We start from the raw sequence: 12,080 nt of genomic DNA on the forward strand, positions 1-12,080 counted from the left end.
TTTCACTCCTTTAAAAACGCTTCAACCCATTCAATGCAGCTTTTCCGGTCAAAAAGTTTTATGCAGCCGGATAACGCCGGATTCAGGCTGAAGGCGGCCCGCACATTCGGCAGGCTGAGCAAATCCCTGTCTTGTTCATCACGGAGGCAGACCACTTTCGGATAGGGCGCGTATTTGTAGCCTTCAATCAGCAGCAAATCAAGCGGCAATGTCTCGTACCAGCCGATGAGCTGCTCCAGTGCGAGTCCTTGATCGACATGCACAGCGAGAACAAACAAGCCGTCCCCTTCCACCCCGGCTGCCTGGGCGCCCGCTTCAAAGTGCCGCGTGGAATCTTTGCCGGGGGCGAGCAACGGCTTCCCGCCATGGCCGTGGTGTTTTAGTGTGCCGACCCGGTATCCGTTATCCGCCAACACCCGTGTCCAAAGTTCGGCAAGGGCGGTTTTACCGCTGTCTTTGCGGCCTGCGATCTGTAATATTTTCATCCCACAGCGGCGCCCCTTCCCCGTCTTCCAGCATCAGCACATCGACCATCGTCCCTTTTGTAAAGCCGCGGGACCCGCCCGGCAGCACAATCAAAGCATCCGCCTCTATTAAAGAGGAAACAATATTCGATTTATCCCTTCTTACCGGAAGCGCGTGCAGCAGGCCTTCCTGATAAGAAAGTTTGGCGCGGACAAACCGGGTAAACGGGTTTGGTTTCGGGAAATCCTCCCCAAGTAAGGCCTGCGTTTTTTTCAAATAAACATTTCGTTCGCCAAGCATCGTTTTTAAGTACGGGCGGACAAACAGTTCAAAACCGACATAGCAGGCGGACGGATTGCCGGAGAGGCCGAAAAGAATTTTCCCGTCCAGTTCGGCTGCCGATGTCACGCTGCCGGGGCGCATCGCCACTTTATTGAATAAAAGCGTTGCCCCCAGCTTTTCGTAGACTTTCGGAATATAGTCAAAATCGCCGACTGAAACACCGCCCGTTGTCATGACGATATCCGCTTCCTTCACCGCCTGCCTGACCGCTTCATATGTTTCCTCGAAATCATCTTTCACAAGCCGGTAAAAAACCGGTTCGCCCCCGGCGCGGATGATTTGCCCCCAGAGCATATAGGCATTGCTGTTACGGATTTTCCCTTTTTCGAGCGGTTCACCGACTTCAAGCAGTTCGGATCCCGTCGCAATCACAGCAGCTTTCGGTTTTTTTGTGACCGGTACTTCTGTCATCCCGAAAGTTGCAAGGGTCGCCATTACGCCCGGATTAACGATCGTGCCTTTCGGGACAAGCACTTCGCCTTTTTTCATATCTTCGCCAATGCCGACAATGTTCTCACCGGGCCGGACTTTCCGTTTTATCTGCACAAATGTTTTCCCATTTTGCACTACTTCTTTTGTGAGTTCCACCATAATCACGGCATCCGCCCCGTCCGGGATAGCGGCGCCAGTCATGATTTTCACGGCTTGATTCGGCTTTATCCCTTCATCCCATGTAAAACCTGCCCCGATTGTGGCGACCACTTCAAGGAGAACAGGGTGATCCGCGCCCGCTTCAAGCGTAGATCCGGAAAAAATCGCATACCCGTCATATGGCGACCGTTTAAACCACGGCACGTCATGGGTTGCAGCCAAATCTTCGGAAAGCACTCGGTTAAAACTAGTCTGAATCGGCACAAGCTCCTTTTCGCCTGTAAGCGGATGGGCCATCACTTTGCGGATGGCCTCCGCCACTTTGATTGGTTTTCTCATCAACATCACCGGCTTCTTTTTGTTGTAAAATATAATCTTCTTTTGTATTGATATTGGCAAACACCATTTCCTGCGCAAAATCGATACATTTCAGGCGGCAGCGTGCAAAAAGTGCCCGCATGCTGAGGCGGTCTGTTTCCAGCTGCTCCCTTATTTTTTCTTTCACGCTGTTGTGAAAAACGGCAACGAGTGGCTGAATTCTCCCCTCTGTCCGGGCCACGATGGCGTCATATGCCGGATCGCGTTCTTGAAGCAGCCGGGCAACCGTTCTTTTTCCGATCCACGGCGTATCGCACGGCAACACAGCGTACCACCGGGCGTCCACTGCCATCATCGCCGAATAAATGCCGGCGAGCGGACCTTTTCCCCGGTATCGGGGGAGATCACAAATCACCGCAATCGGCCGGTTGCGCGGGATTTTTTCCGCAAGCTCGGGCCGCGCCACCACAACGATCGCGTCAGTTCCGGCGAGCGCATCCACGCTGCGTGCGACCATGGCTTTGCCACCGATTTTCGCAAGCGATTTTTCGCCGCCGAACCGGCTCGACTTCCCGCCGGCCAGCACAATTCCGGCTGTATTCATTGCCGGTTGAGCTCCCAGACGATATGCTTTAATTCCGGCAAAATGAGTTTTTTCATGGCGAGGGACACGGCGTTGCTGGAGCCCGGCATCGAAAATACGGCTTTTTTCCCGATTGTGCCGGCAAGCGCTTTGCTGAGCATCGAGGCGCTTCCGATTTCTTCATAACTTAAATAGCGGAACAGCTCGCCAAAACCTGGCATTTCTTTATCGAGGAGCGGCCGGACCGTTTCAACCGTCACATCCCGTTTCGTAAAGCCGGTGCCGCCGTTCAGCAAAATGGCATTGATGGTTCCTTTCGTCTGTAAAACCGCCTGTCTGATTTGTTCCGCTTCGTCTTTTACGATGCTGTATTCCGCCGCTTCCGTCCCTTCCTGTTTTAACAAATCTATGATTAGCCTGCCGCTTTTATCTGTTTCTTCCGTCCGGGTATCGGAAACGGTGATCACTTTGCACAGCACCGGAATATCGGCCAGTTGTTTATGTTCTTTCGTGCTCAACCCTTTACCCTCCAATATACGACATTTCGATTCGTTTTCCTTTCATCGTCGGGTTTTTCCCCCGTTCTTGTGAATAGCGGTCCACCCGGTTTTGCCATACGCCTGCAATGCGGGCAGCCAGCATTTCATCGCTTGCGCCTTCTCTTATTGCCCCAAGCAGGTCCGTGCCTTGTGCGGCAAACAGACAGGTGTATATTTTCCCGTCTGCCGACAGCCGCAAGCGTGTACAGTCGCCGCAAAAAGGCTGGGATACGGATGAAATGAAGCCGACTTCCGTATCTGTCCCTTTGTAACGGTACCGTTTGGCAACTTCCCCGTAATAATTTTCTTTCAACGGTTCAAGCGGCATTTCTTTTGAAATCATGTTGAGAATTTCTTTGCTGGTCACGACTTCATCCAGCTTCCATCCGTTCAGGGAGCCGACATCCATAAATTCGATAAAACGGAGGGAAATCCCTTTTTCCTTGAAATAGGCGGCCATCGGTAAAATTTGCGAATCGTTCATCCCTTTTTTGACCACCATATTCACTTTGACTTTGATGCCCTGGCGGATGGCTTCCTCTATCCCTTCCAAAATTCTTGCCGGTTTTGCCCCAACGCCGTTGATGGCTGGAAAGATTTCCGGATCGAGGGCATCCAGGCTGACATTGATGCGCGAAAGGCCGGCCTTTTTTAACGGTGCGGCATATCTTTTCAACAGAAAGCCGTTCGTTGTCACCGATAAATCTTCAAGGCCGTCGATTTGATGGAGCATGGCCACAAGCTGATCGATGTCTTTCCGCAGCAAAGGCTCCCCGCCCGTCAGCCGGATTTTCCGGACGCCAAGGGATACAAAAAGTCTCGCAAGGCGCGTGATTTCTTCAAATGTCATGAGTTCGGACCGGTTCATAAAACAATATTTCTGGCCGTTATCGGCAGGCATGCAGTACGTGCAACGGAAATTGCAGCGGTCCGTTACCGAAATTCGCAAATCCAAAAGCGGCCGGTTCAGCATATCGGTCAGCATGTTCTCCATCATCTCCGTTTTAAATTCTGTTTTCCTGTTAGAAATGGACATTTACCAAATGTTTGCAGGCGCCCGGCTGCCATTCTTAACGCCAAAGTTCCACTACCAATTGTGAGGCACACGCACTGTTCATGGTTTGTCATACATCGTGAACCCGGGCATCTGCCGGGTGGCACACCTCTTTCTTCGATCCCCGGCTTTCATATTCTGATAGCTGCAGGGTTCCGGGCATCTTGCCGGGCGACGGCGTGTTTCAGCACCTCTTTTTTCGGGTCCTGCTGTAATACTTTCCCATTTCTGTACAAAATGACATTGTCACAAAGCAGATCAGCCTCTGCCATATTGTGGGTAACCAGTAAAACGACCCCGTGAAAATGATCGTGAAGAAACGATAAAAATTCTTCCATCACAAGTTCCTTCGTGTCCGGGTCCAATGCGGAAAAAGGTTCATCCAAAAGCAGGCAGGAAGGCTCGGTGATAAGCGTCCTCGCAAGTGCCACCCGCTGCTTTTGCCCACCGGACAGTTCAGCAGGGTAGCGGTTTTCAAAACCTTCCATTTTGATTTTTTTCAGAAAAGCAGCCGTCTTCTCTTCTATTTCCTTTTTTGGCCGCCCTTTTAAACCAAATGCAAGATTTTGTTTTACCGTTAAATGCGGAAAAAGGGCGTAATGCTGGAACATATACCCCGTATGGCGGTGCCGCGTCTTGATATCCATATGCTTTTCTTTATCAAATAATATCCGGCCGTTTAGTTCAATCTTTCCTTCATCGGGCTTGTCGATCCCGGCAATGCACTCCAGCGTCAGGCTTTTGCCGCTTCCGGACGGTCCTAAAATGCCGGTGATGCCGGGACCCGCCTCAAACGCGATATCCAGCTCAAATTCCGGAAATGTTTTTTTGATGTTTACGCGAAGCATGCCTACTGCCACCCCTCCCCATCTTTTTTTCCATCCGCTTAATGCCGTACAGGACGGCCAGCGATAAAAACGTCATGATCGCAACGAGGAGCCCTGCCGTCCGTTCGTCCCCGTTCATCAGGCAATTGTAAATGGCAATGGACATCGTTTCTGTTTTTCCCGGAATACTGCCGGCCACCATTAATGTTGCCCCGAAATCGCCAAGGGCGCGCGCAAATGCGAGCATGACGCCACTTGTGAGCCCCCGCCACGACAAAGGGATCATGACGGAAAAAAAGATATTCCATTCCGTTCGCCCCAAAAGGCGTGCAGCATGAAGGAGCGATTCATCAATACCGGCAAAAGCCGTGCGCGCCGACTGGATGAAAAATGGAATGGAGACGCACATTGCCGCAATGACCGCTCCTGTCTGCGTAAACACAATCGTCACGCCGAATTGTTGTTCAAGAAACCGGCCGAGCACACTTTGCCTTCCGAGAATGACGAGTAGATAGTAGCCGAGCACGGTCGGCGGCAGTACAATCGGAAGCGTCAGCAAAGCGTCTGCTACATCCACCGCTTTTCCCTCCGACCGGCTTAATAGATAGGCTGCCAACAGTCCGGGGATAAGGGAAAAAACGGTTGAAAGCAATGCTACTTTAAAAGACAGATAAATGGGAAATAAATCGATCTGTCCCACTTGTTACTGCCCCGCAGACACTGCATAGCCGTATTTTTTCATCGTATTTTGTGCTTCTTTGCTGGCTAAGTATTGCACAAATTTCTTTGCGGCTGCCTGCTTTTTCGAGCTTTTCACAACCGCTGCCATCTGTTTTAGCGGATTGTACAGGCTGCTTGAAATGTTGGCAACATCCAGCTTTTCACCTTGCGCAAGCGAGAGGGAAACGATGCCAGCTTCTGTATTCCCCGATTTCACGTACGTCAGGGTATCTGCAATATTTTTGGCGTAAACCAATTTTGGTTTCACTTTATCCCAAATCCCCGCTTTTTGAAGCGCCTGTTTTGCCGCCAATCCGTATGGCGCAGTTTCCGGGTTGGCAATGGCGATTTTCTTCACCTCAGGGCGGGTTAAATCTTTAAGGCTGTGGATGGAAAGATGGCTGCTTTGTTTAGCAGCAATCCCGATTTTCCCGTATGCGTAGACGGTTTTCGTGCCGGGAACAAGCATGTTTTTATCCGCCAACTGGTTGACATAATCCGCGTTCGCCGCCGCAAACACATCATACGGCGCACCATTTTCAATTTGCTGCTCCAGTTCGCCCGATGCGGCAAAAACAAGTTTCACCTTGATACCGGTCTTTTTTTCAAACTGTTTGCTAATTTGCTGGAAAGATTTTGTCAAATCTGAAGCTGCCGCTACACTGATTTCTGTTTGTTTGGATTGCTTTTTGGCGGAGCCGGATGCACTCCCTTGTGCAGAACAGCCCGCAAGCAGGAAAAGGCAAAGCAATACCATACCGAACCTTTTCATATTGAACACCAACCTTACACTTTTATAAAAGGATATGTTTTTATGATAGCCGAATATTTTTTCTTTCTCAATTTTTTCACTTACCTGGGGACTTTTCCACTGTTTTCTATCACTGAAACCTTTAGACAGAAAAACCGGGCAGCACTAAAGCTGTCCGGTTGCTTACTCAATCTTCCATTGTCGAAAGGTCGCCGGTTGGCAGATCCAGTTCCCAGGCTTTCAGGACGCGGCGCATGATTTTCCCGCTCCGGGTTTTCGGCAGTTTTTCGCAAAACTCGATTTCCCGTGGCGCGGCATGGGCGGCCAGCCCTTTTTTCACAAATTGACGGATCTCTTCCTTCAGCTCATCTGACGGTTCGTATCCGTCCCTTAAAGCGATAAAGGCTTTAATGATTTCACCGCGGACCGGATCCGGCTTGCCGATGACACCGGCTTCCGCAACGGCCGGATGTTCGATCAGTTTGCTTTCCACTTCAAACGGCCCGACCCGCTCACCGGACGTCATGATAACATCGTCCACGCGGCCCTGGAACCAGAAATAGCCATCTTCATCCATATAAGCCGAGTCACCGGAAACGTACCAGCCGTTCGGGAAAAAGTAAGATTCATATTTTTGCGGGTTGTTCCAGATGGCGCGCATCATGGAAGGCCAGCCTTTTTTAATGGCGAGATTGCCCATCCGGTTCGGCGGAAGCGGGTTTCCCTGGTCATCAACAATGGCCGCTTCAATGCCAGGAAGCGGTTTTCCCATCGATCCCGGTTTGATATCCATGCAAGGATAGTTGCAGATCAGTTGTGCGCCGGTTTCCGTCATCCACCATGTATCATGGATGCGGAGTCCGAATACTTCATTGCCCCAGCGGATAACTTCCGGATTCAGCGGTTCACCGACACTTAAAATATGGCGCAAAGTCGAGAGGTCATATTGGTTAATGATTTCATTGCCGGCCCCCATCAGCATCCGGAACGAAGTCGGGGCGCTGTACCAAACAGTGACGCCGAACCGTTCAATCGTATTGTACCACGCTGCCGGGCTGAAGCGGCCGCCGACAACGACGTTTGTTGCGCCGTTTAACCATGGCGCAAACACGCCGTAAGAGGTCCCCGTTACCCATCCCGGGTCTGCTGTGCACCAGTAAATATCGTCTTCTTTTAAATCAAGCACCCATTTTCCCGTCTGGTAATGCTGGATCATGGCATTGTGGACATGGAGGACGCCTTTTGGCTTTCCGGTCGAACCGGACGTATAGTGGAGGATCAGCCCGTCTTCCCGGTCAACCCATTCGATTTCCAGTTTATCGGAAGCTGCGTTAAAATATTTCAGATAGTCTGCGTACTTTCCTTCTTCTTTGACATTTCCCCCGACAACAAAAATGGTTTCCAATGCCGGAAGTTGATCGGCCGGGACGCGTCCGACAAGGTCAGGGGTTGTCACAAGCACTTTCGCTTCACTGTCTTCAAGGCGGTCTTTTACGGCCCCTTCCATAAACGCTTCAAACAGCGGGCCGACAATGGCACCGAGCTTGATGGCGCCAAGCATGGCAAAATACAGTTCCGGCGAGCGCGGCATAAAGATGAAAACGCGGTCACCTTTTTTGACGCCTGCTTTTTCTTTTAAAACATTTGCCGCCTTATTTGTCAGCCTTTTCATTTCATAGTAAGTATATTTCTCGTTGCGTGAATCACTTAAATACATGAGCGCTACTTTATTTTTGCGGGAGCTTTCCGCGTGTTTGTCAATGGCTTCATACGCCAGGTTGACACGCCCGGTTTCATACCACGAAAAATTTTTCTCGGCGTCTTTCCAGCTGAACGTTTTACGGGCTTCTTCATAGTTTTTCAGATTGAAATCCCCTTGTACGGTTGGTAACGCTTCCAGTTGCATGTAATGTCCCCCTTTGTTTAGATTCACATATTTATTATATATGAAAACTGTTTTATTCACAATTTAAAACTTCTTTCCGCAAATGCCACCATTGTGAACAATTCTGGAATTTCCCTCTTTCCATATTGTTTTTGTTCTGTAAACATGAGATGATGAAATTGTGAAATGAACGGTCATTCATCTTACGTTTTTCTTTTGATTTGTTCAAGGGATGGTGGAAAAATGGAACATAAGAAAACATACTACTCTATCGAATTGCCCACAAAAGCAGGGCCACTTGTGATTGAAGGGCCGGTTCCCGGGAAAAGGCTTGCGGAAATGGCATTCCATGAAGACTTAAAAGCTTTCCGCCCCGCGCCGAAACAGCATGCTGCCCTGATTGAAATTGCCGACCTGCCGGAGGGAAGGATCATTCTGGCACGCAGCGGCAATACAGTCGTCGGCTATGTCACGTTTCTTTTCCCGGACCCGCTCGAACGCTGGTCAGAGGGTCATATGGATAATCTTCTCGAACTTGGCGCGATCGAAGTCATTCCGAAATACCGGGGATGCGCTGTCGGCAAGCATTTGCTGAAAGTCTCCATGATGGACGACGCGATGGAAGATTACATTATTATTACAACCGAATATTACTGGCACTGGGATATGAAAGGGACCGGCCTGAACGTGTGGGAATACCGGAAGATGATGGAAAAAATGATGGCAGCAGGTGGCTTGAAATGGTTCGCAACGGATGATCCCGAAATTTGTTCACATCCGGCAAACTGCCTAATGGTGCGGATCGGAAAAAGAGTCGATCAGGAATCGATTGAAAAATTTGACCGGATCCGCTTTAAAAACCGGTATATGTACTAAAACTTCGGCAAAAAGGGGATGGGTAAAGATGATTGTGGAAGAAATCATGCAAAAAGACGTCAAGACGCTGTCACCCCGGCATACCGTACAAGACGCGCTAAAATTGATGCAGAAGGAGCAGATCCGCCATATCCCGCTACTCGATCAAAACGGCAAACTGTGCGGCGTCGTCACCGAACGGGACATCAAGGAAGTGGCGCCCAATCCGTTTTTCCCAGGCGAGCAGCTGGAAAAACTTTCGCTGCCGCTTGAAAAAATTATGAAAACGGACCTTTTGACAGGGCATCCGCTCGATTTTATCGAAGACATTGCCGCGCTCATGAATGACAACCGGATCGGCTGCCTGCCGATTCTTGAAAACGGGCAGCTGGTCGGAATTGTGACAGGGACCGATCTGCTTCAGACTTTTGTAGATCTGACCGGCGCAGGACATCCGAGTTCGCAGATTGAAATCCGCGCCCGCAACCGGACCGGCATCCTGCGCGATATCACCGAAATCATATACGAACATCATCTGAATATTTTAAGTGTGCTGATTTACCCCGACCGTAAAAATGAGGAAAACCGTGTGCTCGTGTTCCGGGTCAGCACGATGAACCCGGTGTCCCTCATTACGCATTTGAAGGAGGCCGGCTATGAAGTACTCTGGCCAAATATGCCGGGGATGCCGCGATGAAAGATGCTGTTTTCGTCTATTCCACCGATTTGCTGGCTTATCGTTTCCGCGATGACCACCCGTTTAACCAGATGCGGCTCCAATTGGTTAAAGAACTGCTCGAAGCGATCGGGGCTTTGAGTGGGGAGGATATTGTCAAACCACGGAAAGCTACTGATGAGGAACTGTTGCTCATCCATGACCCGTCATATGTGGAAGCCGTAAAACTGGCCGGGCATGGAAAACTTGATCCGGTCAAAGCAGAGAATTACGGGCTCGGGACAGAAGACACCCCCGTTTTTCCGAATATGCACGAAGCGAGCGCTTTAATCGCCGGCGGTACATTGCAGGCAGCCGAAGAAGTGATGTCGGGGAGGGCGCGGCATGCTCTGCACCTTGGCGGCGGGCTGCATCACGGATTCCGCGGCAAAGCTTCCGGATTTTGCATCTACAACGATACGGCAATTGCCATTAAATATTTGCGCAAACAATACGGCGCGCGCGTTCTTTATGTGGACACGGATGCCCACCACGGTGACGGCGTGCAGTGGGCTTTTTACGATGATGAAAATGTTTGTACGTTTTCCATCCACGAAACGGGCCGTTACCTTTTCCCTGGCACCGGCAATGTTAACGAATGGGGAACGGGAAAAGGATATGGCTATTCTTTCAATATTCCTTTGGATGCGTTTACAGAAGACGAATCATGGCTGGAATGTTATGCAAAAGCATTGGAAGAAATCGCAGCATACTTCAAGCCGGATGTACTGGTCACGCAAAACGGGGCGGATGCCCATTATTATGACCCGCTCACCCATTTGTCCGCGACGATGAACATTTACCGCGAAATTCCGAAACTGGCCCACAAAATGGCGCACGAATATTGTGAAGGCCGGTGGATTGCAACTGGCGGGGGCGGCTATGACATTTGGCGGGTCGTGCCGCGGGCCTGGTCGCTCATTTGGCTGGAAATGGCGGAAAGGGAAGGCGGAAGCGGAGAGATCCCTACTGCATGGCTTGAAAAATGGCAAAAAATCTCCCCCTACCCCCTGCCTGAAAGATGGGACGACCCGGTAGGTTTATACCGCCCGATCCCGCGCAAACCGGAAATTGAAGAAAAAAACCGGCTTGTGCTGAACCGGTTGCTGCAATTCATTAAACAGACAAAATAAAAAGCCGGCCCTGCCAGATCATTCTGGCAGCACCGGCCTTATTCATTCTATTCGTTTCAATGGTGAGCGTTACCGTTTACGCCCATGCTGCTTTTTTATTTTGTCGAATTCCGGTATTCCACACGGTGCGGCAGGATGACCTGGTTTTCCGTTACGGTTTCTTTGTTCATGTATTTCGTCAAAAGCCGCATTGAAACAGCACCGATATCATACAACGGCTGGACAACGGAAGTCAGCTGCGGGCGCACCATTTCAGCGAGACGCGTATTATCGGAAGAAACGACTTCCAGCTGTTCCGGAATGTTAACACCGGCATCAAGGGCGCCGTGGATTACGCCGAGTGCCATTTCATCGTTTCCGACAAACACGGCAGTAGGGGTCTTGTCCAATTCCTGAAGCCGTTGCCATGCTTCTATGCCGGAATCATATGTATAGTCCCCTTCCAGAACATAATCCTCATCGAATTCGATGCCCGCATTACGGAGCGCTTCTTTGTATCCTTCCAGGCGCAATTCGCGGTTGACCGCATCATGCAGCGGCCCGATTACCAATGCAATTTCCTTATGTCCCTTTTTGACAAATTCGCTGATCACTTCAATTGTCGCTTTTTTATAATCGATATTAACGGACGGAATTTTTCCCGTAGGTTCAATCGACCCGGCGAGTACGATCGGAACAGAAGATTTTTCAAATTCCTCAATATGCTCTTCCGTAATATTCCCGCTCATAAACACAATGCCGTCCACTTGTTTGCCGAGCATCGTGTTCAAAAGGCGCAGTTCCTTTTCCTTATTCTGGTCGGAATTGCTTAGAATAATATTGTATTTGTACATCGTTGCGATATCTTCAATCCCGCGGGCAAGTTCCGCATACAGCATATTCGACACATCCGGGATAATGACGCCTACGGTTGTCGTCTTTTTGCTGGCGAGGCCGCGTGCAACCGCATTCGGGCGATAGCCGAGCCGGTCGATCACTTCGAGCACTTTCTTCCTTGTTGTCGGTTTCACATTCGGGTTTCCGTTAACAACCCGCGACACCGTTGCCATGGAAACGTTGGCTTCACGGGCAACATCATAAATCGTAATATTCATCTTTCAATCACTCTCCAATATACAAGTCCTGTTCATAGTTTTCACCATTCAGCCTGTCTTAAACATAGAAATGTAAGGTTTTTTCCTCTGGTGTATCGTACAAAAAAATGCCCAAACACGATCGCGTTCGACACTTCTATCGGTTCATTAGACTTCTCATTATACCATATATGATAAGCCAGGCAAAAACTTCCTGCAAGGTTTGACA

At 49.9% G+C, this 12,080-nt stretch carries 13 protein-coding genes; 3 read left to right on the forward strand and 10 right to left on the reverse strand.

The window, feature by feature from the left end; translation table 11 throughout:
• Positions 1 to 2: 2 nt before the first annotated feature.
• The 9 genes from mobB to acsA all read right to left on the reverse strand — a co-directional run bounded on the left by mobB (position 3) and on the right by acsA (position 8,096).
• Complete coding sequence (gene mobB, locus OF158_RS11600; protein WP_014097707.1) at positions 3 to 485, reverse strand: molybdopterin-guanine dinucleotide biosynthesis protein B; 483 nt, start codon at positions 483 to 485, stop codon at positions 3 to 5.
• Positions 445 to 1,743, reverse strand: a complete 1,299-nt coding sequence (glp, locus tag OF158_RS11605; RefSeq protein ID WP_164931353.1) for a molybdopterin molybdotransferase MoeA — start codon at positions 1,741 to 1,743, stop codon at positions 445 to 447. The genes mobB and glp overlap by 41 nt, the downstream gene beginning before the upstream one ends.
• Positions 1,646 to 2,320 carry a molybdenum cofactor guanylyltransferase gene (locus tag OF158_RS11610; RefSeq protein WP_014097705.1) on the reverse strand — a complete coding sequence of 225 codons (675 nt, stop codon included), beginning with the start codon at positions 2,318 to 2,320 and terminating at the stop codon, positions 1,646 to 1,648. The genes glp and OF158_RS11610 overlap by 98 nt, the downstream gene beginning before the upstream one ends.
• Positions 2,317 to 2,817 (reverse strand): MogA/MoaB family molybdenum cofactor biosynthesis protein, encoded by a 501-nt coding sequence (locus OF158_RS11615; protein ID WP_014097704.1) that lies wholly within the window; start codon positions 2,815 to 2,817, stop codon positions 2,317 to 2,319. Before OF158_RS11615 ends, OF158_RS11610 begins: the two co-directional genes overlap by 4 nt.
• Positions 2,818 to 2,821: 4 nt before the next feature.
• Positions 2,822 to 3,823, reverse strand: coding sequence for a GTP 3',8-cyclase MoaA (gene moaA, locus OF158_RS11620; RefSeq protein ID WP_014097703.1), 1,002 nt, complete (start codon positions 3,821 to 3,823; stop codon positions 2,822 to 2,824).
• 200 nt (positions 3,824 to 4,023) lie between these two features.
• The gene (locus OF158_RS11625; protein ID WP_035184313.1) at positions 4,024 to 4,740 is read right to left on the reverse strand and encodes a sulfate/molybdate ABC transporter ATP-binding protein; all 717 of its coding nucleotides are present in this window, start codon (positions 4,738 to 4,740) and stop codon (positions 4,024 to 4,026) included.
• Positions 4,700 to 5,419 carry a molybdate ABC transporter permease subunit gene (gene modB / locus OF158_RS11630; RefSeq protein ID WP_017550272.1) on the reverse strand — a complete coding sequence of 240 codons (720 nt, stop codon included), beginning with the start codon at positions 5,417 to 5,419 and terminating at the stop codon, positions 4,700 to 4,702. The genes OF158_RS11625 and modB overlap by 41 nt, the downstream gene beginning before the upstream one ends.
• A gap of 3 nt (positions 5,420 to 5,422) precedes the next feature.
• The gene (gene modA, locus OF158_RS11635; RefSeq protein ID WP_035184310.1) at positions 5,423 to 6,211 is read right to left on the reverse strand and encodes a molybdate ABC transporter substrate-binding protein; all 789 of its coding nucleotides are present in this window, start codon (positions 6,209 to 6,211) and stop codon (positions 5,423 to 5,425) included.
• A gap of 166 nt (positions 6,212 to 6,377) precedes the next feature.
• Positions 6,378 to 8,096, reverse strand: a complete 1,719-nt coding sequence (acsA, locus tag OF158_RS11640) for an acetate--CoA ligase (RefSeq protein WP_035184307.1) — start codon at positions 8,094 to 8,096, stop codon at positions 6,378 to 6,380.
• A 222-nt stretch (positions 8,097 to 8,318) separates the two neighbouring features.
• On the opposite strand from acsA, the gene OF158_RS11645 reads away from it, so the two are divergent.
• The 3 genes from OF158_RS11645 to OF158_RS11655 are packed head-to-tail and all read left to right on the forward strand — an operon-like array spanning position 8,319 to position 10,778.
• Positions 8,319 to 8,951, forward strand: a complete 633-nt coding sequence (locus tag OF158_RS11645; protein WP_017550269.1) for a GNAT family N-acetyltransferase — start codon at positions 8,319 to 8,321, stop codon at positions 8,949 to 8,951.
• A 28-nt stretch (positions 8,952 to 8,979) separates the two neighbouring features.
• Positions 8,980 to 9,627 (forward strand): acetoin utilization AcuB family protein, encoded by a 648-nt coding sequence (locus OF158_RS11650; RefSeq protein ID WP_017550268.1) that lies wholly within the window; start codon positions 8,980 to 8,982, stop codon positions 9,625 to 9,627.
• A complete protein-coding gene (locus OF158_RS11655) occupies positions 9,624 to 10,778 on the forward strand; it encodes an acetoin utilization protein AcuC (RefSeq protein WP_014097697.1) in 1,155 nt (384 codons plus the stop codon). Before OF158_RS11650 ends, OF158_RS11655 begins: the two co-directional genes overlap by 4 nt.
• 95 nt (positions 10,779 to 10,873) lie before the next feature.
• Here OF158_RS11655 and ccpA read toward each other — a convergent pair whose 3' ends face one another.
• A complete protein-coding gene (ccpA, locus tag OF158_RS11660; protein ID WP_035184303.1) occupies positions 10,874 to 11,872 on the reverse strand; it encodes a catabolite control protein A in 999 nt (332 codons plus the stop codon).
• Positions 11,873 to 12,080: the final 208 nt, after the last annotated feature.

Origin of the sequence: Weizmannia sp. WK01 (genome assembly GCF_025905465.1) — a bacterium.
GTDB classification, from domain to species: Bacteria; Bacillota; Bacilli; order Bacillales; family Bacillaceae_C; genus Weizmannia; species Weizmannia faecalis.